Source organism: Aureimonas sp. AU22 (assembly GCF_001463745.1).
GTDB lineage: Bacteria > Pseudomonadota > Alphaproteobacteria > Rhizobiales > Rhizobiaceae > Aureimonas.
Window position 1 is genome coordinate 93,601 of sequence record NZ_BBWJ01000048.1, and the last position, 23,412, is coordinate 117,012.

The window sequence follows — 23,412 nt, forward strand, 5'->3', positions numbered from 1 at the left end:
ATGAATGCGCGCTTTCTGCCCCTTCTCGTCACGGTCGCCGTCTTCGCCGTCGCCTTCGCCCTGTCGGCGGCGCAGTTCCCGGCGATGCTGTCCACCCGCGTCGTCGCCAACCTCCTGACCGACAACGCCTTCCTCGGCATCGTCGCCGTCGGCATGACCTTCGTCATCCTGTCCGGCGGCATCGACCTGTCGGTCGGCTCGGTGATCGCCTTCACCGGCGTCTTTCTCGCCGTCACCATTCGCGACGGATACCACCCCTACCCGATGATCGCGGCGATCCTCGTGATATCGGCCCTCTTCGGCGCGTTGATGGGCGCGATGATCCATACGCTCGAGACGCCGCCCTTCATCGTCACACTGGCCGGCATGTTCCTCGCACGCGGCGGCTGCTACCTCTTGACCACCGAGTCCGTGCCGATCGACCATCCGGCCTTCGACGCGCTGAAGCGGATCTACTGGACCATCCCCACCGGCGGTCGCCTCACCTTCGTCGCCATGGTCATGCTGGCCGTCTTCGCGCTTGGCATGGTGATCGCGCACAAGACGCGCTTCGGAACCTATGTCTATGCGCTGGGCGGCGACAGGACCTCGTCGGAGCTGATGGGCGTGCCGGTGGCCCGCGTCACAATCGGCATCTACGCGCTGTCGAGCCTGCTCGCCGGCATCGCCGGCGTCGTCTTCGCGCTCTACACCTCGTCCGGCTACTCGCTGGCGACCGTCGGCGTCGAGCTCGATGCGATCGCCGCCGTCGTGATCGGCGGGACCCTCCTCACCGGCGGGGTCGGCTTCGTCGCCGGTACCTTCGTCGGCATCCTGATCTCCGGCCTGATCCAGACCTACATCGTCTTCGACGGCACGCTCTCGTCCTGGTGGACCAAGATCGCCATCGGCATCCTCCTCTTCGCCTTCATCACCCTGCAGCGCGGCCTGACGAAACGCACCAGCCTCGCGGCCGCGGCGTAAGGAAGGGGCGGGGCTGCCGCCCCGGTCCCCGCTCGGGAATGAATTCCCGAACCCTTCTTTCTTTTTGACATGGAAAAAGGGGGCCGGCGGCCCCCTTTTCCATGTCACCAAAGATGGGGGTCCAGGGGAATCATTCCCCTGGCGGGGTGCAGGGGCGGCGCCCCAGCCCTACCCCTCCGCCGAGAATGCCGCGAAGGCGGCCATGTTGACGATGTCGGTGTCGGCGGCGCCGAGCTTGACAATCTGGACGGGCTTTTCGAGACCGACGAGCACGGGGCCGAGCACGGTCGCCTCGCCGAGTTCCTGCACCAGACGCGTCGAGATCGAGGCGGAGTGGAAGGCCGGCATGACGAGAACGTTGGCCGGTCCGGTGAGGCGGCAGAACGGATAGAGCGCCATCAGCTCGGGATTGAGCGCGACATCGGCGCCCATCTCGCCATCGAACTCGAAGTCGACGCTGTTCTGCGACAGGAGCGCGACGGCCTCGCGCACGCGCTCGGACCGCTCGGAGGCGGGGTGGCCGAAGGTCGAGTGGGCGAGGAAGGCGACGCGCGGCGTGTGGCCGAGCTTGCGGGCGAAGCGCGCGGCTTCCGTGGCGATGCGGGCAAGCTGCTGGGCGCCCGGCATATCGTGGACCGCGGTGTCGGCGACGAACGTCGTGCGCCCCCTGGCGATCACGATCGAGATGCCGATCACGGCGCGGTTCGGCTTGGGGTCGATGACGTGTCGCACGTCGTCGAGCACGACCGAGTAGTTGCGCGTCAGGCCGGAGACCATGGCGTCTGCGTCGCCCAGCGCCACCATGGCGGCGGCGAAGTGGTTGCGGTCGGTGTTGATCAAGCGATGACAATCGCGCTGCAGGTAGCCGTGGCGCTGGAGGCGGCCGTAAAGGTGCTCGGAATAGGCGCTGGTGCGGTCCGACAGGCGCGCGTTGTTGATGGCGATCCCGTCCTTCAGCTCGACGCCGGCAAAGCGAGCGGTCTCGCGGATGCGGTCCTCGCGCCCGACGAGGACCGCCTGTCCGAGCCCTTGCGTGACGTAGGAGGTGGCGGCGCGGATGACCTGCTCCTCCTCGCCTTCCGCGAAGACGACCTTGCGGGGACGCTGGCGCAGGCTGGCGAAGATGTTCTGGAACGTGCCGGCAGTCGGGTCGCGGCGCGAGGCGAGCTGGTTGCGGTAGGCGGTCCAGTCCGCGATGTCCTTGCGCGCCACCCCGGACTCCATCGCGGCGCGGGCCACGGCTTCCGGGATGTGGGTGATGAGGCGTGGATCGAAGGGGGCGGGGATGATGTAGTCGCGGCCGAACTTCGGACGCCCCGAACCCTTGTAGGCCGAGGCGACGGCATCGGGCACGTCCTCGCGGGCGAGCGCCGCCAGAGCCTCGGCAGCCGCGATCTTCATCGCGTCGTTGATCTGCGTCGCGCGCACGTCGAGCGCGCCGCGGAAGATGTAGGGGAAGCCGAGGACATTGTTGACCTGATTGGGGTAGTCCGAGCGGCCGGTCGCCACGATCGCGTCGTCGCGGATCGCGTGCGCCTCCTCCGGGGTGATCTCCGGGTCCGGGTTGGCCATGGCGAAGATGATCGGGTTCTCCGCCATCGAGCGCACCATTTCGGGGGTCAGCGCGCCCTTGGCCGAGACGCCGAAGAAGACGTCGGCGCCGCGCATCGCATCCTCGAGGGTCCGGGCGTCCGTATGGGCGGCGTGCGCCGACTTCCACTGGTTCATGCCCTCGGTGCGACCCTGGAAGATCACGCCCTTGGTGTCGCAGAGGATGACGCTGTCGTGCGGCACGCCCATCGCCTTGACAAGCTCGACGCAGGCGATGCCAGCCGCGCCCGCGCCGTTGCAGACGAGCTTGATGTCCCGCATCTCGCGCCCCGTCAGATGCAGGGCGTTGATGATGCCGGCGGCGGCGATAATCGCCGTGCCGTGCTGGTCGTCGTGGAAGACGGGAATGTCCATCAGCTCGCGCAGGCGCTGCTCGATGATGAAGCACTCGGGCGCCTTGATATCCTCGAGGTTGATGCCGCCGAAGGAGGGGCCGAGATAGCGCACGGCGTTGACGAAGGTGTCGGGGTCTTCGGTGTCGACCTCGAGGTCGATGGAATCGACGTCGGCGAAGCGCTTGAAGAGGACGGCCTTGCCCTCCATCACGGGCTTGGAGGCGAGCGGCCCGAGATTGCCGAGGCCGAGGATCGCCGTGCCGTTGGAGATCACGGCCACCATGTTGCCGCGCGTCGTGTAGTCGAAGGCGCGCGCCGGATCCTCGGCGATGGCCTTTACCGGCACGGCGACGCCGGGCGAGTAGGCCAGGCTGAGGTCCCGCTGCGTCGCCATGGGTTTCGTCGGCGCGATCTCCAGCTTGCCGGGACGTCCGTCGGCATGGAAGGCGAGCGCCTCCGCATCGGTGGTGCGGATGCCGCTGCGTCGCGTCGTGTCGGCCATGATTCCCTCGCTTCGTAGGCCAGGCTCATCGCCGGCCGCAAGGGTCGTTGTTTCGTGGGGAGCGGCCGTCGTCAACGGGTCCGTCGTGCGGCAGTGCAGCGAAGACGCCAGCGTTTGCGGGATCGGATGGCCGGTCGGCGGCGGGACGACCGCGGCGCTTCGGACCGCCGGTCTCTTGGGATCGCGAGGGCAATAAACGAAGACGGGAGAGACCCGGGACGACGGGTCTCTCCCCAAAACTGGAGGCAGGAAGCCGAAGGGGCATGACGCCCCTTCGGTATCGCGGTCGGATTAGAAGTTGCGCTGGAAGCGCAGGAAGCCCGAGACCTGATCGGTGTCGCCGATCGGGCCGCCGAAGTCGACGTTCCGGTAGGAGACTTCGGCCAGCGTCGCGAAGTTGTTGGTGATCTGGTAGCCGACGTTGCCGACGAGCGCGTAGTAGTCGCCCGACGAGATGACCGGCAGGAGCTGACCGAAGGCGTTACGCACGAAGAAGCGCGTGTCGAAGGTCTCGCCGTACTGGCCCGACACCGCGACGCCGACCTTGCCGAACGCCTGGGCGTAGCCCGCACCGGCGGCCCACTCGAGGACGATCGGAACCGAGCCCGGGACCGGGTTCAGGATGTTCGGGTTGTTGGCGGCGAAGGTACCGGCCGTGGTCAGACCGTCGGTGACGGCGTAGACGGTCGGGTCGAAGGCGTAGTGACCCTCGATCTTCAGCTGCGACTCGGGCGCGATGAGGTCCTTCAGCAGCACGCCGGCCTTCAGAGCGAAGGCGCCGTTGTCACCGTCTTCCAGCAGCGTCGGGTAGTTGCCGTTCAGCACGAAGCGGCCGGCAGAGGTGAACAGGTCGTCGACGTCTTCCTGGTTGAAGGTCTCGTCGTAGACGGCCGACAGGAAGGCACCGCCCCAGGCGCCGGAATAGACCAGCTTGCCGTGGATGTCCGGAACCACGTCGCCGGTGCCGTCGTCTTCGAGGCCGATCGAGGCCGAGAAGCCGCCCGCGGCGAAGGTGTAGGACACCTGGTTGGTGTTGAAGTCACCGACGATGAGGTCGGTATCGGTCAGAAGGCCATCCTCGAGACCGCCGATGTCCGACGACCACATGGAGTCGCGGTAACCCATGAGCAGGCCGCCGAGCTGGATGTAGGCCTGGTCGATCGCAACGCCGTTGTTGGCGCCCGACAGGTTGGTCGCCTGGAGACGGGCGAAGGCGCGCAGGGTGCCGAGCTCGGTCTCTTCGCGGGCGTCGAAGTTCAGACGGGCGCGGACGCGGCTGCGCAGGTCGTAGTCGTCGCCTTCGAGGTTCTGGGCCGGGTCACCGGCGACGTTCACCTGGAAGCGGACGTAACCACCGACCGAAAGGCAGGTCTCGGTGCCCGGGATGTAGTAGAAGCCCTTGCCGTAGACGTCGCAAACGCGGACGTAGTCGACCGGCTCGGGCTCGACGGCAACGATGGCATCAGCGGCGCGAGCGCCGGAAACAGCGACGAGAGCCGCAGCGGAGCCAAGAAGAACTTGGTGGAAAACGTTTTTCATTGTCCCGGACAATTCCTGGTTGAAGGCTAAGGCAGCCCTTGCGGCGGCTACCTCCGACAAATGCCATTGAAGTTGTTTGGACACAATTTAAAAACCGCTGCGGCCTTCCCTCGTAAGCTCTCTGACACAGCGTTGTGCCGTTTTGGCCACATTTCGACTTGCAGCAACGCAATCACTACTTAAGATAAGGGAAGCTTCCTAATCTGAACCAGCGTCGGCGGAAAGGGGCGCCACAATTGCTGGATGGCCGGATCGAGCGCGGCGTAATGTGCAGCGATAACAGCACCATGGCGGCGTGGCGCGCGCGCATGCGCCAGGGACCACCTGTCGTATACAAGTGCCGCAAAGCCGTGTTGGCTGAAGACTCGAGGGCGGAGCCTGCCCTCGCGGCGTCCGCGCGCGATCAGCTGCCCGCGGGCACGTAGTTCAGCACCGGCCCCAGCCAACGCTCGACTTCCGCGACCGCCATGCCCTTGCGCTGGGCGTAATCCTCGACCTGGTCGCGCTCCACCTTGGCGACCCCGAAGTAGTAGCTGTCGGGATGCGCGAAGTAGAGGCCGGAAACAGATGAGCCCGGCCACATGGCGTAGCTTTCGGTCAGCTTCACGCCAGCCTGACGTTCCGCATCGAGAAGACGAAACAGCGTCACCTTCTCCGTGTGGTCGGGTTGCGCGGGATAGCCCGGCGCCGGGCGAATGCCGGCATAGGGCTCCGCAATCAAATCCTCCGGCGCGAAGCTCTCGTCCGGTGCGTAGGCCCAGAGTTCACGCCGGACATATTCATGCATGCGTTCGGCGAAGGCTTCCGCGAAGCGATCCGCCAGCGCCTTGACCATGATCGCGGCATAGTCGTCGTTCGCCTTGGCGAAGCGGTCGGCGATCGCCTCCTCCTCGATGCCGGCAGTCACCACGAAGCCGCCGACATAGTCGGCGATCCCCGTCTCCTTCGGCGCGACGAAATCGGCCAGCGCCACGTTCGGCCGGTCCCCTCGCTTGGCGAGTTGCTGGCGCAGCGTGAAGAAGGTGGCGAGCTCGGCGTTGCGCGCTTCGTCGGTATAGACGCGCACATCGTCGCCGACCGCGTTGGCCGGCCAGAAGCCGACGACGGCGCGCGGGCGGAACCAGCCCTCCCCCACGATCTGGGCGAGCATCCCCTGTGCGTCGGCGAAGAGTTGACGCGCGGCGGCGCCCTGCGCCTCGTCTTCGAGGATCTTCGGGTAGCGGCCTTTCAGCTCCCAGGTCTGGAAGAAAGGCGTCCAGTCGATATAGCGCGCTAGATCGGCGAGGTCCCAGGTGTCGAAGGTGCGCGTGCCGAGGAAGGACGGCTTCACCGGACGCCAGGCCGACCAGTCGACGGGCTGCCGGTTGGCGCGCGCCTTCTCAAGCGGCAGGCGCTGCTTCTCGGCCTCGGCTTCGGCATGCTTCGTCGCCACCCGCTCGTACTCTTCGCGCACCCCCGACGCATAGGCGTCGCGCCCCTCCGGCGACAGGAGGCTGGAGACGACGCCGACGGCGCGGCTGGCGTCGGTCACGTAGACGGTCTGCCCGCGGCGGTAGCGCGGGTCGATCTTCACCGCCGTATGGACGCGGCTGGTCGTCGCCCCGCCGATCAGGAGCGGCACCGCGAAGCCCTCGCGCTCCATCTCGGCAGCGACGTGCACCATCTCGTCGAGCGAGGGGGTGATGAGGCCGCTGAGGCCGATGACGTCGACGTTCTCGGCCCTGGCCGTCTCGAGGATCTTGGCGGCCGGTACCATGACGCCAAGGTCGATCACTTCGTAGTTGTTGCAGGCGAGCACGACGCCGACGATGTTCTTGCCGATGTCGTGGACATCGCCCTTCACCGTCGCCATCAGGATCTTTCCGGCGTTCCTGCGCGCCTCGCCGCCGTTCAGGCGCTTCTCCTCCTCCATGAAAGGAAGGAGATGGGCAACCGCCTGCTTCATCACGCGAGCGGACTTCACCACTTGCGGCAGAAACATCTTGCCGGCGCCGAAGAGGTCGCCGACCGTGTTCATGCCCGCCATCAGCGGGCCCTCGATCACGTGGAGCGGACGCTCGGCGCCAAGACGCGCTTCCTCGGTGTCGGCGTCGACGAACTCGGTGATGCCGTTGACGAGCGCGTGGGCGAGGCGCTCGGCGACCGTCCCGTCGCGCCACGCCAAGTCCTTGGCCTTGGCCTCGACCCCGGCGGTGCCGCGGTATCGCTCGGCGATCTCCAGGAGGCGCTCGGTCGGGCTCTTGCCGTCGCGGCCCGGCCGGTCGAGCACCACGTCCTCGCAGGCTTCGCGAAGGTCCGGGTCGATGGAATCGTAGACCGCGAGCTGGCCGGCGTTGACGATGCCCATGTCCATGCCCGCCTGGATGGCGTGGTAGAGGAACACGGCGTGCATCGCCTCGCGCACCGGCTCGTTGCCGCGGAACGAGAAGGACAGGTTCGACACGCCGCCCGAGATATGGGCGTGCGGCAGGCTCGAGCGGATCGTGCGCGTCGCCTCGATGAAGGCGACGCCGTAACCGTCGTGCTCCTCGATACCGGTGGCGACCGCGAAGACATTGGGGTCGAAGACGATGTCCTCGGGCGGGAAGCCGTTGGCGGTGAGGAGCTTGTAGGCCCGGCCGCAGATCGCGACCTTGCGCTCGAAGGTATCGGCCTGCCCCTCCTCGTCGAAGGCCATGACCACCACCGCAGCGCCGTAGAGGCGGCAGAGGCGGGCGTGGTGAAGGAACGCCTCCTCGCCTTCCTTCATCGAGATGGAATTCACGATCGGCTTGCCCTGCACGCATCGCAGGCCGGCCTCGATCACCTCCCACTTCGACGAGTCGATCATCACCGGCACGCGGGCGATGTCGGGCTCGGAGGCGACGAGGTTGAGGAACTCGACCATGGCGGCTTTCGAGTCGATCAGACCCTCGTCCATGTTGACGTCGATGATCTGGGCACCGTTGGCCACCTGGTCGCGCGCGACGTCGAGGGCCGCCGGGTAGTCGCCTGCGGTGATCAGCTTGCGGAATTTGGCCGAACCCGTGACGTTGGTGCGCTCGCCCACGTTGACGAAGGGAATGTCGTCCGTGAGCGTGAACGGCTCGAGGCCGGACAGCCGCATCATCGGCTTCAGCTTCGGCACCTCTCGCGGCTTGAGGTCCGCCACGGCGTCCGCGATGGCGCGGATGTGCTCGGGCGTCGATCCGCAGCAGCCGCCGACGACGTTGATCAGCCCCTCCTCGGCAAAGCCGCGAACCTGGGCGGCCATCGCGTCCGGCGTCTCGTCGTACTGGCCGAACTCGTTGGGCAGGCCGGCATTGGGATAGGCGCACACGAGCGTCTCGGCGACGCCCGAGATTTCGGCGAGATGCGGGCGCATGGCCTCCGCACCGAGCGCGCAGTTGAGGCCGATCGTGAAGGGCTTGGCGTGGCGCACCGAATGCCAGAAGGCGGTCGGCGTCTGGCCCGAGAGCGTGCGGCCCGAGAGATCCGTGATCGTGCCGGAGATCATCACAGGCAGCGAGATGCCGGCCTCGGCGAACACCTCTTCGGCCGCGAAGATCGCCGCCTTGGCGTTGAGCGTGTCGAAGATCGTCTCGATCAGGATGAGGTCCGAGCCGCCGTCCACGAGGCCGCGCACCTGCTGCGCGTAGGCGACGCGCAACTCGTCGAAGGACACGGCACGAAAGCCGGGATTGTTGACGTCGGGCGAGATCGAGGCCGTGCGGTTGGTCGGGCCGACCGCGCCGGCGACGAAGCGGCGACGCCCGTCCGCCTCCTCGGCCCGCAGTGCGGCACGCCGCGCGACCGCCGCGCCCTCGCGGTTCAGCTCGTAGACCACGGCCTCCATCTCGTAGTCGGCCTGCGCGATGGTGGTGCCGGAAAAGGTGTTGGTCTCGACGATGTCGGCGCCGGCCATCAGGTAGGCGAAGTGGATGTCCTCGATGGCTTTGGGCTGCGTCAGGACCAGGAGATCGTTGTTGCCCTGAAGATGGCAGGCGCAGTCGCCGAACCGGTCTCCCCGGAAATGCTCCTCCCCGAGCCCCAGCCCCTGGATCTGCGTGCCCATCGCCCCGTCGAGGATCAGGATGCGCTCGGACGCGGCCTTGCGCAGGGCGGTCCACACATCCTCGCGCTTCGAAACGGGGCGGGAAGCAAACAGCGTGTCGAGGGTGGAACTCATGAAAAGCACCTCACGGCCGGGCACCGCCCGATGGCATATAAGGATGTCCTTATATGATCCGACACGCCATGGCGAGGCGTCAGACATGCCGCGGATGCGCGACTTGGATTGGAACGGTTCCAGAACATATTTATTGCTGACAATTTCGTGAAGGATTATGAGGTCGGGGCCGGCAAGCGCTCGGCGCATCCGAAATTCCGCAGGGTTCGACCATGCTGGTCCCATTCCTCATCATGCTCCGGGAGGGGTTGGAAGCGGCGCTGATCGTCGGGATCGTGGCCGGCTACCTCTCTCACAGCGGACGCGGCGCCTGGATGCCGGCGGTGTGGACCGGCATCTTCCTCGCCGTCGCCCTCGCCTTGTTCGCCGGAGCCGGACTGCAGCTGGCAAGCGCCGAATTTCCCCAGCGCACGCAGGAACTGTTCGAGGCGATCGTCGGCTTCACGGCCGTCGCGATCCTCACATCGATGGTTCTGTGGATGCGCAAGGCCGCGCGCTCGCTGAAAGCGGAGTTGCAGGGTTCGATCGACGCCGCCCTTTCGGGATCGCGGGCGCGAGGGCTGGCGCTGGTCGGCCTCGTCTTCTTCGCCGTGGCGCGCGAGGGCCTGGAATCGGTGTTCTTCCTGCTGGCGATCTTCCAGCAGAGCCCCGGCGCGTCGGGGCCGCTCGGAGCGCTTTTGGGCATTCTCGTGTCCGGGCTCCTCGGCTGGGCGATCTATGCCGGCGGCGTGCGGCTCGATCTCGCGCGCTTCTTCCGATGGACGGGCGTCTTCATTCTCGTCGTGGCGGCGGGGCTCCTGGCGGGTTCGATGCGCCATCTGCACGAGGCGGGCGTCTGGAACGCTCTCCAGGCCACGGTCTTCGATCTGAGCCGCGCCCTGCCCGTGGACAGCCTTCTCGGCAGCGTCCTGTCCGGTCTCTTCGGCTATCTCGCCGATCCGACGGTGGGCGAGGTGCTCGCCTATGTCGCCTATCTCACCGTGGCGCTGGTTCTCTTCCTGAAGCCCGCCACGCCGGCCCCCGGCCGCGCGCGTCCCGCCGCCGCACTTCGCTGAAGGCCGATCGATGGCTCCCACCGTGCAGTCCGCTTCGCCCCGTCCGAACCGTGCCCTCCTGTGGGGAGCCGCCGGCTCCGCTCTCCTCATGGTCGCGGGGCTCGGCGCCTTCGCCTACGCCTCTCAGGTCGCCGCCCGCCGCGCGCCCGGCGGGAGCGACATCACGGTAACGCTGCAGGACAACGCCTGCCAGCCGAACGAGCTGACCGTTCCGGCGGGACGGACGAGCTTTCGCATCGTCAACCGAACCGAACGCGCCGTGGAATGGGAGATCCTCGACGGCGTGATGGTGGTCGAGGAGCGCGAGAACATCGCGCCCGGCCTGTCGCAGACCTTGTCCGCCCGCCTCAAGGCCGGCGAATACGCCATCACCTGCGGCCTCCTGTCCAACGCGCGCGGCCGACTGGTCGTCACGCCGGCGGCCTCCGGCACACCGCTCGAGGCGCCCAAGCTCGTCGCCTTCGTCGGTCCCCTCGCCGAGTATCAGGTCTTCACGCAGCTCCAGGCGCGCGCCCTCCAGCGCGAGGTGACGGCGCTCGACGAGGCGATCCGGGCCGGCGATCTGGCGAAGGCCCGCGCGCTCTACTCGCAGGCGCGCGCGCCCTACCTGCGCCTGTCTCCGGTCGCCGGTCGCATCGCCGACCTCGCCAATGCGATCGACCCCGTCGCCGCCTACCTCGCGGGACGCGAGCTAGACGCCGCCTTCACCGGCTTCCATCGGCTGGAATACGGCCTCTTCGCCACGAACAGCCTCGACGGCCTCGCCCCGGTGTCGGCTAAGCTCGTCACGGACGTCGGGACGTTGCGCGAGCGGCTGCGCGCGCTGAAAGCCGCGCCTGCCGACATGCCCGATGGCGCGGCCCGGGTCCTGCGGGGTCTTGCCGACACCACAGCGGGCGGCGGCGCGAACGTCTATGCCCGTACCGACCTCGCCGACTTCGACGCGAGTCTTGCGGGGATCGCCAAGATCGTCGCCCTTTTGAAGCCCGTCGCCGGTGAGGCTGCGCCCACCGCCTTCAGTGCCGTGGAAACCAAGCTTTCGTCGCTGGAAGCCCGGCTGGCCGCCCTTCGCGGGCCGGACGGCTATCGCGCGTTCGACGCGGTCGCGGCCGATGACCGACAAGCGCTCGTGGAGGGCGCGCGAGACCTCGGCCAGGCGCTGGACCAGACCAGCGAAGCGATCGGCCTCGGGCAGGGCGGCGCGTGATGGACGACGGGACGAAACAGGTACCGCGTTTCCTGACCGACCGCCGCCGGCTCCTGATGGGCCTTGCGGGGAGTGCGGCCGGGGTCGCGGCCGGCAAGACCGCAGGCGCTGCGCAGCAGCCGCAATCGGAGGTCACGCAGGCCCCGCAGAGCGAACAGGCGCGCAGGGCCCAGCCGTTCCACGGGGCGCATCAGAGCGGCATCGTCACGCCCCGCCCGGCGGCCGGCATGATCGTCGCCTTCGACACGCTGGCGGAAAGCCCCGAAGAGGTCGAGCGCCTTTTCGCGACGCTGACCGAGCGCTTCCGCTTCCTGATGGCGGGCGGCCCGGTTCCCGAGCTCGATCCGAAGCTGCCGCCGGCCGATTCCGGCATTCTCGGCCCGGTCGTCGCGCCCGACAACCTGACGATGACCCTGTCGCTCGGGCACAGCTTCTTCGACGCCCGGCCCTGGCTCCATCCGCTGAAGCCGCGGTGCCTGCAACGCATGACGCGGTTCCCCAACGACGCGCTCGACCCCGCACTCTGCCATGGCGACCTGTCGATCCAGATCTGCGCCAACACACCGGACGCCACGATCCACGCGCTGCGCGACATCATCAAGTCGCTGCCCGACCTCCTGGTCATTCGCTGGAAGCAGGAGGGCACCGTGCCGATCGTTCCGCCGAGCCCGGACGGCGCCCAGGAAAGCGCTCGCAACTTCCTCGGCTTCCGAGACGGCTCCGCCAATCCGGACTCGCGGGACGCTGCGCTGATGAACACCCTCGTCTGGGTCGGGGACGGCGTCGAGGAGCCCGCATGGGCAGATGCCGGGACCTACCAGGCGGTGCGCATCGTCCGCAATCTGGTGGAGCGCTGGGACCGCACGCCGCTCGGCGAACAGGAAGCCATCATCGGGCGTCGCAAGGCGAGCGGCGCGCCGCTCGGATCGTCGGGCACCGAGATCGAGGTTCCCGACTATGCCCGCGATCCCGACGGCAGCGTGACGCCGCTCGACGCGCATATCCGCCTCGCCAATCCGCGCCGGCCCGACACGCAGAAGAACCTCATGCTGCGCCGCCCCTTCAACTACTCCAACGGCGTCACCCGGAACGGGCAGCTCGACCAGGGACTGCTGTTCATCGCCTATCAGGCCGATCTCGACCAAAGCTTCATCGCCATCCAGCAGCGCCTCGATGGCGAGCCGCTGGAGGAGTACATCAAGCCTGTCGGCGGCGGCTACTTCTTCACCCTGCCCGGCGTGCGCGACGAGGAAGACTTCCTCGGCCGCTCGCTTCTCCAGGCCGCATCGGACCTGAAGGCCTGACGACGGAGACCAAGCCCATGAAGCCTGCCCTGCCCGCCGGCGCGTTCCTGTTCGCGCTTCTGTCCGGCGCCACGCCGACGCTCGCCGAGGTCTCGCCTCTCGACCTCGTGCAGCCCGTCGCGGACTACAAGATCTACGTCTCGGAGAAGCTGGAGACGCTGACCGGCGACACCAAGGCCTTCACCGACGCGATCAAGGCGGGCGACACGGCCAAGGCCAAGGCGCTCTTCGCGCCGACGCGCATGAGCTACGAGGCTGTGGAGCCCATCGCCGAACTCTTCTCCGATCTCGACGCCTCGATCGACTCGCGCGCCGACGACCACGAGAAGCGCGAGGAAGACCCCGGGTTCATCGGCTTCCACCGCCTCGAATACGGCCTGTTCTCGCAGAACTCGACCGAGGGTCTCGGCCCGGTCGCCGACAAGCTGATGGCCGACGTGACCGATTTGGAAAAGCGCATCTCCGATCTCGCGCTGCCGCCGGAAAAGGTGGTGGGCGGCGCGGCCGCGCTGATGGAGGAAGTGGCCGCGACCAAGATCTCCGGCGAGGAAGACCGCTACAGCGGGACCGACCTCTGGGACTTCAAGGCCAATTTCGACGGTTCGAAGACGATCTTCGACCTCGTCCGCCCCCTCCTGACGAGCGACGCGGCCTTCGTCGCCAAGGTGGACAAGAGCTTCGGCACGGTGGATACGACGCTCGCGAAGTATCGCGACGGCGAGGGCTACCAGCACTACGAGAAGCTGACCGACGGCGACCGCAAGATCCTTGCCGCCAACGTCAACACGCTGGCCGAAGACCTGTCCACCCTGCGCGGGAAGCTCGGCCTCAACTGACATCCCTCGCCACCGCGCCGGAGGCCCAGTTGTCCTTCGGCGCGGCGGCGACGGATCCGGAAAGCCCCGCCGCACCGCTTGCCTTCGACCGCCTTCGATCGGTGGCCGACGCCGGCCGCAGGCGGCATCCCGGACGCCACCCTTCGCACGGCCTAGGCCGGCGACGTGATCGCGCCGTCCTGCAAAACCGAGAGCACCTGGGAGGGAAGGTAGGGCTTGCCGACGAACCCCAGCGGTTTCCAACCGAGACTGCGGGCCCGCTCCTCCTCTTCGAGATGAGCCGAGACGAACAGGGCCTCGACCCCGTGCTCCTTGCGAAGCCTGTCCGCCGTCTCGATTCCGTCGTCGCCCCTGGCAAGGTCGATGTCGAGAACGGCGAGGTCGATCGGAGCGGCGTCGGCGGCGATCTGGAGGGCCTGCGCCATGGTCATCGCAATCCCCACCACGGTGTGCCCGGCATCGGCAAGGATATCCTGCAGGTCCATGGCGATGATGGATTCGTCTTCAACGATCAAGACTTTGAGGTTACGCAAGATACCGCTCCGTTCACACTGACCACGTGAACAATCACGAGCGATGGCTGTTCCGGCTCAACGGTCGCCGGCCTGCGGACCCGGCGCGACCGCCGCCGGCAAGTTTGCGGCTTGCCGCTTCCGCCACGCAGACATCACGCGTCGTGTCCCGACAAACGGCGCGCCAAGTCGGCAGGGCCGGTGGCCGCCCGAAGGCCCTCCGCATTACCAGCGTTTCCTCACGATCGAGCCGCCAACGCCAACGCCTCGACCCCGTCGACGTGACCATCGCCGGGACAGGCCGTCGAAACCCGGACGCCGGACATGGTCGACGCCGAACGGGGCGTCGCCCGCGCGCATCGCCCGGTCCCGCTGGACCGTGTCGTGCTGTGGGCATCGTCGTGGCGATCGCCGCCAAAGCGCTGCGGGCCGTGGCGCGCAACGAGAACTTCGGCTGGTCCGTGGTCGCCCAGTGGTTCTTCGATCCACGGTGATGCAGGGCCTCAGCGTGGCCTTGGGGCTCACCGTCGTCACCATGTCGCTCGGCGATGCACCCCATCGTGCCGCCGACCGGCAACCCGCTCGTCAGCAGGATCTAGGCGACCTCGCTGGTCAGCGTGCTGCGAGCGATCCGTGGCCATGGAGCACGCTCGGCAGCCCGTGGAGATCCCGAACCTCACGCCTCCGACGACGGAAGCCGCGCGGGAAGCCGAGCTCGGTCCTAGTTGCCGGCCAAGCCGAGTTGTTGCTGCATCACGGATGCGGCGTTGTAGCAGTGGAACGAGGTGACCTTGCCGCCTGCCAGATGGAAGACGTCGCAGCATGGCACGTCGATCGTCCGGTGCGTGGGCGCAAGGGTCCCCGAGGGAAGGGCCAGCGGGCCCGTGTGCGTTCCGCGAATGGCGAGTTCGACGACGATGACGCCTCCAGCGTCGTAGACGTTGAACAGTTCGCGATGGATGTCCGGGAATGCGGCGGACAGCGCCCCGATATAGTCCCCGATCGCCTGACCGCGAAGCGTCGCCCCGGCGGGAATGTCGGTCATGTATCCGTCGTCGGAAAAGGCGGCGACGAAGGTCGCCATGTCGAACCCCTCGCCTTCCGCGACGGCGTAGAGGTCACGGATGATCGCCTCGTTCTCACGCATTGCGTATCTCCTGGATTGGACGTCGCTGGGCCGGCCGTCACGGCGGCCGATCTGGGGTCCGGACGCGAAGGCCGAACTGGCTTTCGCTGGAAATGCTCTAGACCTGCGCCTGCCCGCCATCGGCGAAGAGCTCGCTGCCGTTGACGAAGCTGCTGTCGTCGCTGGCGAGGAACAGGGCGGCGGCAGCCGTCTCGTCGGGGGTCGCCATCCGGCCGAGGGGGACCTGCGCCTCCATCGCCGCGACGAAGGCTCGCCGCTCATCTTCGCTCGAGGCAAGGCCGTGCAGACCCGGTGTCGACGTCGGGCCGGGAACGAGCACGTTCACGCGAATGCGACGCGGTGCGAGATCCAGGATCCAGTTGCGGGCGAAGCTGCGGATGGCCGCCTTGCTGGCGCCGTAGACGCTGAAGGCCGGCGATCCCGTGCTGGCGGCCGTCGACCCGGTAAGGATCACCGAGGCGCCGTCGACGAGGAGCGGCAGCGCCTTCTGGACGGTGAACAACGTTCCCTTGACGTTCGTGGAGAAGGTTCGCTCGTACTCCTCCTCCGTGATCTCGGAAAGGGCGGCGAAGCTGCCGCCGCCGGCATTGGCGAACAGCACGTCGATCCGATCGGCTTCCGCCGCCACGATCTCGTAGAGGCGATCGAGATCGGCGAGGTTCGCGATGTCGCCCTGCACCCCGCGCGCGCCGTTGCCGACCTCGGCCACCGCGGCGTCGAGTTCGCGCGGGCGCCGTCCGGTCATGAAGACGCGTGCCCCTTCGCTCGCGAAGCGCTTGGCACTGGCGAGCCCGATGCCGCTGTTGGCCCCGGTGACGACCGCGATCTTGTTGGCGAGCCTGCCCATCCATCGTCTCCTTCGTTCGATGGAAGCGGATATAGACAGGCACTGACAACGGCACTAGTACATACCAAAAGGTAAGTGACGGTTCCGGTATGAGCAAAAGCGAATCTGATTGCGGCCTGGACGTCGCGCTGGCGGTGATGGGCGGCAAGTGGAAACCGCTCATCCTGTATCACCTCGGATACGGACCGAAGCGTTTCGGAGACCTTCGGCGACTGGTGGCGGGCATCAGCGAGAAGGTGCTGATCCATGAGTTGCGCGAACTCGTCGCCTCCGGCGTCCTGATCCGGCACGACTATCGGGAAGTGCCGCCACGGGTCGACTACACCGTGACACCGTTCGGGGAGACGCTCGTGGAAGCGCTCCGGCCGCTGTGCGCATGGGGAACGGCGCATCGTCGCCATGTCGAGGCGACACGGAACGACAGGGCGCCGGATGAGTCCCGCCCCGCAGCATCGCGGTGATTTCGAGGGGGTCTCCCTAAGGGCCGGAGGCCCGGTTCAGCCCACGAGAAGCGAGTGCGGCGGCAATCGGCTGCTAGGACGTTTCCACGCCGTCGATCGTCGAGAGCCGTTCGACGGCGAATTCCGCAAAGGCGCGGACTGCGGGGCGCATGAACTTGACCGAGGGATAGGCCAGGAACATCTCGGTCGGGCGAACCTCGTACTCCGGCAGGATGCGCAAGAGCCGGCCGCTCGCCAGATCATCGGCGATGAGCAGGTGCTGCACAGGACCTGCGGCATGGCCGTCCAGCAGCGTCCTCTCGATCACATGCGCATCGATGGTTCTGAGGATCGACCAGACGTCCACCTCCAACTGCTCTCCGTCCCGCAGCAGGGCCATGCGATTCTGTGGCGTGACCGAGCGGGGGGTCGTGATCAACGGCACCTCGGACAGACGGTCGAGGGTCTCGATCGCGCCGTGCTTGGCCAGATAGGCGGGGCTCGCGACGAGGATACGGCGGACAAGACCCAGTCGGCGGATGATCACGTCCTGTGCCTCCGGGCGACCGTAGACGAGCGCCAGATCGAAGTTCTCGAACACGAGGTCGACCGTCCGGCTTTCGAGGACGAGGTCGATGGCGACATTCGGATGCTTCCGCTGGAACGCCATGACGATGGGATGGAAGTGCTTGGCGCCGATACAGGACGGGGCGTGGACGCGGATCGTCCCTTCGATGCGACCGCAATCGGCTTGCAGGCCCTCCACTGCGGCGTCGATCGAGGCGAGTGCCGAACGGCTCGCATCGTAGAGCGCCTGCCCCTCCGCGGTCGGACGAACGCTGCGAGCGGACCGCTCGAGAAGGCGCGCCTGAACGCGATGTTCGAGGTTGGCGATATGCTTCGACACGGCTGGCTGGGTGAGCGAGAGATCGCGCGCTGCCGCCGTCAGCGAGCCGCGTTCGACGGTGCGGGCAAAGGCGCGAAGAGCGGCGGTCAGGTCCATCTCGTCATTCCAAACAGCTATCGATACCATTCAGGTATAGCCGTTGTTTATGCCTCGCCGAACTGGTGTTCTCAAGCGATCTCCAAAAAGGTGTTCGGGAATGCATCGACGGTTCTTCTTGCTTGGCGCGCCGCTGGCGCTGGCCGCTTGCGCGACGACGGCGGAGCAGCCACCCGCGGTCATGTCCTACGTGCCGCCCGAGCCGACGATCGATCCCACGTATTTGGCCATGTATGCCGCGGTGGACGGTGAGCCGTTTCCCGTGCCGGCGATCGATCTGACGCGGATCGTCGATCCGAAATTCCTGCGTCGGGAGGTCGACTACGCGAGCGATGAGGCGCCGGGCACCGTGGTGGTGGACCCGAACGAGCGCTTTGCCTGGTACGTGCTCGGCAACGGTCGGGCGGTGCGCTACGGCGTCGGGGTGGGCAAGGTCGAGGCGTTCAACTTCCAGGGCGATGCCACGATCGCCTGGAAGGCGAAATGGCCGAAATGGACGCCGACGCCGGACATGATCGCCCGCGACCCGCAGCGTTACGGCCCGCTCCGGAACGGCCTGCCCGGCGGCCTGGGCAACCCGCTCGGTCCTCGTGCGCTCTACCTGCACCGCGACGGTCGCGACACGCTCTACCGCCTGCACGGCACGGTGGAACCGTGGACGATCGGCACGAAGGTTTCGTCCGGCTGCATCCGGCTTTTGAACCAGGACATCATCGACTTGTACGACCGGGTTCGAGACGGCAGCAAAGCCATCGTCCTGCCGATCCGCGGCGAAGGCATGACCTGACGCTTCACAGGGTCGGAACGAGGGATCAGGAACCCGCCCAAGCGTCTGCCGTCGCCTGCCAATCGCCCGATGGTCGAGAGCTTATTTCCAGCACGCCGGCGAACCGTCCGATCCACCCACGGGCGTTGCAGGCGACAAGCCGCCGTTGCGCCGCCACGGGTCCAACCCGAGCCGCAACTACGGGCAGCGCCGATCCGTATCTTGGCGACCACATGCGGGACGACGACGTGATGCGTGTTGGCCGCGGAATCGTCAGATCGAGGTCGGGTCCAAGCCGATATGCGCGGCCACCAACGAGCGTACGTCGACCCGCGCACCCAGGCGCGCCGCAAGGAGCGCGATGCCGCTGACTTTGCGCTGAACGAAGAGCGTGTCGGTCGGCGGGACGTGCCAGGTCTCGCGGTCGCCCGCCACCGTGGCGGCCTGATCGCGAACGACGGCGAGGACGCGCCGGTCGGCGAAGTCGAACGGACCCGTCCGGGAGGCCTGGGTCATGATCACCTCGATCATGCGCTCGATCAGGTCCTCGTGCCGTCGAACGGCCGCTTCGCCGAGGAACCCCGCCTCCACCGCGGCCCTCTTCACCGCTCCACCATCCCCGGAGAGACCGGCGGCCAGCAGCGTGCGGTAGGCCTGCGAGGTCGCCGGCGAGACAACGCGCGTCGCGCCGAAGTCGAGAAGGACGACCTTGCCGGTCGCCGGCTGGTATCGGAAGTTCGCAAAATTCGGATCGGTCTGCATCACCGCCAAGCGGAAGAGTTCGTCGAGCGTGAGGTCGATCAGGAGGGCCGCGATGCGGTCGCGCTCCGGCTGCTCGGCGACGACCACGTCCTCGATCGGCACCCCCTCGACGAACGACATGGCGAGGACGTTGTCCGTCGTGAAATCCGGCGCGAGGGTCGGCACCACGAAGGCGTCCTTGCCCGCGAGGAGGCGCCCGTAGGCTTCCATCTGGTTGCCTTCGCGCCGATAGTCGGTCTCCTCGTGGAGTTGCGCCTTTGCCTCGGCCAGCAGTGGCGCGATATCGAGTCCGGGCGGCAAGAGCCCGGACACGCGCAGGAGCGTCGCGACGTTGTCGACGTCGGCGTCGATGCTCCCGCGAACGCCGGGATACTGGACCTTGATCGCGAGGTCGCGTCCGTCGAGCGCCACCGCCCGGTGGACCTGCCCGATGGACGCCGCGGCGATGGGCCGGTCGTCGAACCGCTGGAAGCGGATGCGCCACTCCCGCCCCCACTCGGCAGCGAGCACGCGCTGGAGCTGGACCGGCGGCATGGGGTCGGCATGGGCCCGAAGCCGGGCCATGAACTGGGAGAGTTCGCCCGGCAGCGCGTCGCCCGCGTCCATCGAGATCATCTGCCCGAGCTTCATCGCCGCACCGCGCAGGTGCGACAGGCGATCGGCGACGCGAACGAGGTTGCCGGGCGTCAGCAGCATGTTGCGCATCGCCGGCCGCTCGCCGTCCGCCAGGCGGCGGGCGCCCTCGGCGAGCATGCCGCCCGTCAGCCCGCCGGCGAGCCGCCCGAACTGTCCGAGCCGCGACAGACGACCGCTCGGCACCGGCCGCCCCTTCGCGCCGTCGTCTCGTGTGCTCATGGTCTCACCATCCCGCGCTGCCGGCCCCGCCCTTGAAGGGGCCCGCGAAGCAGCCGGTGATCCAGCCGCCGTAGAACCCGCCTTGCTGCGGCGTCACGATCTGCCCGTCGACGGAGCAGCGGCCGAACGGCCCGGCATAGAAGGCGACGTGGTCCTTCAGGATCGCGAAAGCGGGCGTCGGCGACGGGTAGCTCCATCCGACCCGCTCCAGCACCTCGCCGTCCACCACGACGTCCCAGTAGACCGCCCCGCCCTTCCATTCGCAAAAGGAGCAGCCTACGGCCCGGCGCAGGAGGCCGGGTTCGATATCGGCCCGGAGGATGTAGTAGCTGGGCGGATGGCTGGTCTCGAGCGTGCGGATCGTTCGGCGGCTGTCGACGATCCGGCGACCTCGATGCTCGATGACGATGTGGGCGCCGGTCGGCTGGGCGATGGCGGGTCTGGGAAAAGACCAGACGCTCTCCTGGCCGGCCGAAATCGGCTCGGGCTTGGGTTTCATGGACGCTCCAAACGATGGGCAACCGTCTGCAACGCGGGGCGCGCTCGCAGGAAAGCCCGGTAGCAACGCTCGAGCAGCGCCGAGGCGAAGGGGCCCTGGAACGCGAGCCCGAACGGGCGAAAAAGGGGTATCGCGCGCCACATGGCCGCGAACGCGTCGGCGCCGCTGACGATCCGTCCGTTCTCCGACGCATGGAAGCGGGCGAGCAGTTCGCCCCGGTCGACCGGGCAGGCTGCCGGCTCGGCCTGTTCCAGATCGACGAAGCGGATCGCGCCCCGACGATCGATCCGACGCATCAGCGCGATCTCCCGACGACACAGGGGGCAAGAACCATCGAACCAGACCGTCAACTCCGACATGAGCAGGACATGGTGCGCCCGACCCATGAAGTCGCGTGCGGCGGCCTGCGGCAGATCGCGCCGCCGCCTAGCGGGCGCCCGCGCGATGGAGCTCACGATCGACGTCGCCGAACGGGGCGGCGGCGATCGTCCTGTTGTCGACCCATCGCCTTTGCCGAGTTGGAGGCGGACCGGCAGCTTCAGAGGTCGATTGTGTGGAAAGCGGTCCTTTCGCGATCGCCCCTTCGAAAAGTGTCGCGTCCGTTATCGACGTCACGCAGCGACAGACGTGATCTTTCGGCCCGCCGACCCCGAACGTGGGGGTGGCTGACGCACCCGAAGGACCCTTCAGCCTGGGGCGGCGAAGCGCTCCGCGAATTTGATCGGACCGGGCTCGCTGCAGATCTCGGCGACCCACAGCGCCGCGCCACCGGGACCCGCGCCACCGGGACCACCCGCGCGGGCCACGGGCAGCATCAGCGTGCCGACGGAGAGCGGGGCGAGCCTTGCGAGATGGCGGCGATGCTCCCTCGCCGTCGGGGCACCCGTGCGGCATGCGGGTGCCTGGGCGGCTTGTGCGGGTGTTCATGGGGCGGCCACGCGCAGTCGGTGGACGTCCGCAAGGGCCCCACGCAAATCGTGGGACCAGCGCGAAAACTCGTATGGATCCTTTATGCCGATCGGGTCCACTTGAAAGGCGATCCCGAAAGGAGGGTTCGCATGTACGACCTGATCTACCTGGCCGTGGGGCTGGGCTTCTTCGCGTTGATGGGCGCCTACGCGCGCTGGGCCGGACAGGCCTGACGATGTTCGACCTCATCCTCGGCGGCGCCGTCGCGCTCGCCCTTGCCGGATACCTCGTGTTCGCCCTCGTGCGTCCCGAGCGGTTCTGAATTCGTCCCGTCCCTGAAAGGCGCGTGCCATGACTCTCAATGGCTGGCTGCAAATCATTCTCATCCTGGCGGCCGTGGTCGCCTTCGCCATTCCGCTCGGCGCCTACATGGGCCGCGTCTTCGCGGGCGAGCGCAACGTCCTCTCGCCCGTCCTCGGCCCCGTCGAGCGCGGCTTCTACAAGGTGTCGGGCATCGACCCGGCCCGTGAGCAGGGCTGGCTCGGCTATACGCTGGCGATGCTCGCCTTCAACGGCGCGGGCTTCCTGCTCCTGTACCTATTGCTGCGCTTCCAGGCCTTCCTACCGCTCAACCCGCAGGGCTTCGCGGGCCTCTCGCCGCACCTCGCCTTCAACACCGCCGTCTCCTTCGTGACCAACACGAACTGGCAGTCCTACGGCGGCGAGACGACGATGAGCATCTTGAGCCAGATGGCGGGCCTGACCGTGCAGAACTTCCTGTCGGCAGCGACCGGCATCGCGCTCGCCGTCGCGCTGGTGCGCGCCTTTGCCCGCTCGGGCGCCCAGACCGTCGGCAACTTCTTCACCGACATGACGCGCGCCACGCTCTACGTCCTCCTGCCGCTGGCGATCGTCACGGGCCTCTGGCAGGTCGCCATGGGCACGCCGCAGACGCTCGACGCCTCGGCCACCGTCGAGACGCTGGAAGGCCAGCCGCAGACGCTGGCGCTCGGCCCCGTCGCCTCGCAGATCGCGATCAAGCAGCTCGGCACCAACGGCGGCGGCTTCTACAACGCCAACGCCGCGCATCCCTACGAGAACCCGACGCCGCTCTCCAACGCGCTGACGATCTGGCAGATGCTGGTGGTCTCGGTGGCACTGGTCTTCGCCTTCGGCCGGCTGATCGGCGACCGGCGGCAGGCGGTGGCCATCCTCAGCGTCATGGGCCTGCTGCTCGTCGGCGCGACGGCGGTCTGCTACTGGGCCGAGGCCGCGGGCACGCCGGTTCTGGCCGCTGCTGGCCTCGATCCCGCCGGCGGCAACATGGAGGGCAAGGAGGTCCGCTTCGGCATAGCCGCGTCAAGCCTCTTCGCCTCCGTGACGACCGGCCTGTCGGACGGCGCCGTCAACGCCATGCACGGCTCCTTCACGCCGATCGGCGGCATGGTGCCGATGGTGCTGATCATGCTCGGCGAGATCCTGCCGGGCGGCGTCGGTTCGGGCCTCTACGGCATCCTGGTGATCGCGATCATCTCGGTCTTCGTGGCGGGGCTCATGGTGGGCCGCACGCCGGAATATCTCGGCAAGAAGATCGAGGCGAAGGAGATGAAGATGGCGGTGCTCGCGATCCTCATCCTGCCCACCGCGATACTCGGCTTCTCGGCGGTCTCCGCCGTGCTGCCGGCGGCGCTGTCGGGCCTCGGCAACGCCGGCCCGCACGGGCTGTCGGAGATCTACTACGCCTACACCTCGGCGGCCGGCAACAACGGCTCGGCCTACGGCGGCCTGTCGGCGAACTCGCCCTGGTGGAACACGACGCTGGGGCTCGCCATGCTGCTCGGCCGCTTCGCCTATATCGTACCGATGATGGCGATCGCCGGATCGCTGGTCGGCAAGACCAAGCTCGCGCCCTCCGCCGGCACGTTCCCGACCCACGGACCGCTCTTCGTCGGGCTGCTCGCCGGCATCATCCTGATCCTCGGCGGCCTCCAGTTCTTCCCCGCCCTCGCCCTCGGCCCCATCGCCGAGCAGGTGCAGATGCTGGCGGGCAAGACCTTCTGACGCTCCAGGCGTGGCTCCGCCGTGCAGGCGGGGACCCTTCCGAACCGTCCCCATTCTTCGTCGGTCCTCCCAGAGGACCCGGCAACAAGGA

General features: G+C 67.7%; 19 protein-coding genes. 9 read left to right on the top strand and 10 right to left on the bottom strand.

Annotation, left to right across the window (positions count from 1 at the left end):
• Window positions 1-963 (top strand): galactofuranose ABC transporter, permease protein YjfF, encoded by a 963-nt coding sequence (gene yjfF, locus AUL34_RS18430; RefSeq protein ID WP_061937044.1) that lies wholly within the window; start codon window positions 1-3, stop codon window positions 961-963.
• A gap of 168 nt (window positions 964-1,131) precedes the next feature.
• On the opposite strand, the gene AUL34_RS18435 is transcribed toward yjfF, so the two are convergent.
• The 3 genes from AUL34_RS18435 to metH all read right to left on the bottom strand — a co-directional run bounded on the left by AUL34_RS18435 (window position 1,132) and on the right by metH (window position 9,118).
• A complete protein-coding gene (locus AUL34_RS18435) occupies window positions 1,132-3,411 on the bottom strand; it encodes an NADP-dependent malic enzyme (RefSeq protein ID WP_156420991.1) in 2,280 nt (759 codons plus the stop codon).
• Between the two features lie 291 nt (window positions 3,412-3,702).
• The gene (locus AUL34_RS18440; RefSeq protein WP_061937047.1) at window positions 3,703-4,950 is read right to left on the bottom strand and encodes a porin; all 1,248 of its coding nucleotides are present in this window, start codon (window positions 4,948-4,950) and stop codon (window positions 3,703-3,705) included.
• Between the two features lie 403 nt (window positions 4,951-5,353).
• Window positions 5,354-9,118 carry a methionine synthase gene (gene metH, locus AUL34_RS18450; protein WP_061937160.1) on the bottom strand — a complete coding sequence of 1,255 codons (3,765 nt, stop codon included), beginning with the start codon at window positions 9,116-9,118 and terminating at the stop codon, window positions 5,354-5,356.
• Window positions 9,119-9,330: 212 nt separating this feature from the next.
• Here metH and efeU point away from each other — a divergent pair, with 212 nt between their 5' ends.
• From efeU to efeO (AUL34_RS18470), 4 genes are read left to right on the top strand one after another with little or no spacing between them, the layout of a single operon-like run.
• Entirely contained in the window at window positions 9,331-10,173 is an 843-nt protein-coding gene (gene efeU / locus AUL34_RS18455) for an iron uptake transporter permease EfeU (protein WP_061937053.1), read from the top strand.
• 10 nt (window positions 10,174-10,183) lie between these two features.
• The gene (efeO, locus tag AUL34_RS18460) at window positions 10,184-11,380 is read left to right on the top strand and encodes an iron uptake system protein EfeO (protein ID WP_061937056.1); all 1,197 of its coding nucleotides are present in this window, start codon (window positions 10,184-10,186) and stop codon (window positions 11,378-11,380) included.
• Window positions 11,380-12,684, top strand: a complete 1,305-nt coding sequence (efeB, locus tag AUL34_RS18465) for an iron uptake transporter deferrochelatase/peroxidase subunit (protein WP_061937059.1) — start codon at window positions 11,380-11,382, stop codon at window positions 12,682-12,684. Before efeO (AUL34_RS18460) ends, efeB begins: the two co-directional genes overlap by 1 nt.
• A gap of 17 nt (window positions 12,685-12,701) precedes the next feature.
• The gene (gene efeO / locus AUL34_RS18470; RefSeq protein WP_061937061.1) at window positions 12,702-13,520 is read left to right on the top strand and encodes an iron uptake system protein EfeO; all 819 of its coding nucleotides are present in this window, start codon (window positions 12,702-12,704) and stop codon (window positions 13,518-13,520) included.
• Window positions 13,521-13,672: 152 nt separating this feature from the next.
• Here the strand turns inward: efeO (AUL34_RS18470) and AUL34_RS18475 are convergent, their stop codons facing one another.
• The 3 genes from AUL34_RS18475 to AUL34_RS18485 all read right to left on the bottom strand — a co-directional run bounded on the left by AUL34_RS18475 (window position 13,673) and on the right by AUL34_RS18485 (window position 16,026).
• A complete protein-coding gene (locus AUL34_RS18475; RefSeq protein WP_156420993.1) occupies window positions 13,673-14,053 on the bottom strand; it encodes a response regulator in 381 nt (126 codons plus the stop codon).
• Between the two features lie 700 nt (window positions 14,054-14,753).
• Window positions 14,754-15,179: an ester cyclase gene (locus tag AUL34_RS18480; RefSeq protein ID WP_061937067.1), complete on the bottom strand. Its 426-nt coding sequence runs from the start codon at window positions 15,177-15,179 to the stop codon at window positions 14,754-14,756.
• Between the two features lie 97 nt (window positions 15,180-15,276).
• The gene (locus AUL34_RS18485; protein ID WP_061937070.1) at window positions 15,277-16,026 is read right to left on the bottom strand and encodes an SDR family oxidoreductase; all 750 of its coding nucleotides are present in this window, start codon (window positions 16,024-16,026) and stop codon (window positions 15,277-15,279) included.
• Window positions 16,027-16,115: 89 nt separating this feature from the next.
• Here AUL34_RS18485 and AUL34_RS18490 point away from each other — a divergent pair, with 89 nt between their 5' ends.
• Window positions 16,116-16,487: a helix-turn-helix domain-containing protein gene (locus AUL34_RS18490; protein ID WP_061937073.1), complete on the top strand. Its 372-nt coding sequence runs from the start codon at window positions 16,116-16,118 to the stop codon at window positions 16,485-16,487.
• A 73-nt stretch (window positions 16,488-16,560) separates the two neighbouring features.
• On the opposite strand, the gene AUL34_RS18495 is transcribed toward AUL34_RS18490, so the two are convergent.
• Window positions 16,561-17,469, bottom strand: a complete 909-nt coding sequence (locus AUL34_RS18495) for a LysR family transcriptional regulator (RefSeq protein ID WP_061937076.1) — start codon at window positions 17,467-17,469, stop codon at window positions 16,561-16,563.
• Window positions 17,470-17,518: 49 nt separating this feature from the next.
• Between AUL34_RS18495 and AUL34_RS18500 the strand changes: the two genes are divergently transcribed.
• Entirely contained in the window at window positions 17,519-18,256 is a 738-nt protein-coding gene (locus tag AUL34_RS18500; protein ID WP_244492641.1) for a L,D-transpeptidase, read from the top strand.
• 252 nt (window positions 18,257-18,508) lie between these two features.
• Here the strand turns inward: AUL34_RS18500 and AUL34_RS18505 are convergent, their stop codons facing one another.
• The 3 genes from AUL34_RS18505 to AUL34_RS18515 are packed head-to-tail and all read right to left on the bottom strand — an operon-like array spanning window position 18,509 to window position 20,710.
• The gene (locus AUL34_RS18505; RefSeq protein ID WP_061937082.1) at window positions 18,509-19,852 is read right to left on the bottom strand and encodes an AarF/ABC1/UbiB kinase family protein; all 1,344 of its coding nucleotides are present in this window, start codon (window positions 19,850-19,852) and stop codon (window positions 18,509-18,511) included.
• A gap of 4 nt (window positions 19,853-19,856) precedes the next feature.
• A complete protein-coding gene (locus tag AUL34_RS18510) occupies window positions 19,857-20,351 on the bottom strand; it encodes a DUF427 domain-containing protein (protein ID WP_061937085.1) in 495 nt (164 codons plus the stop codon).
• Entirely contained in the window at window positions 20,348-20,710 is a 363-nt protein-coding gene (locus AUL34_RS18515; RefSeq protein WP_061937164.1) for a thiol-disulfide oxidoreductase DCC family protein, read from the bottom strand. Before AUL34_RS18515 ends, AUL34_RS18510 begins: the two co-directional genes overlap by 4 nt.
• A gap of 785 nt (window positions 20,711-21,495) precedes the next feature.
• Between AUL34_RS18515 and kdpF the strand changes: the two genes are divergently transcribed.
• Together kdpF and kdpA are read left to right on the top strand one after the other, a co-directional pair.
• A complete protein-coding gene (gene kdpF, locus AUL34_RS23115; RefSeq protein WP_156420998.1) occupies window positions 21,496-21,582 on the top strand; it encodes a K(+)-transporting ATPase subunit F in 87 nt (28 codons plus the stop codon).
• A gap of 29 nt (window positions 21,583-21,611) precedes the next feature.
• Window positions 21,612-23,321: a potassium-transporting ATPase subunit KdpA gene (gene kdpA, locus AUL34_RS18520; protein WP_061937089.1), complete on the top strand. Its 1,710-nt coding sequence runs from the start codon at window positions 21,612-21,614 to the stop codon at window positions 23,319-23,321.
• Window positions 23,322-23,412 lie beyond the last annotated feature (91 nt).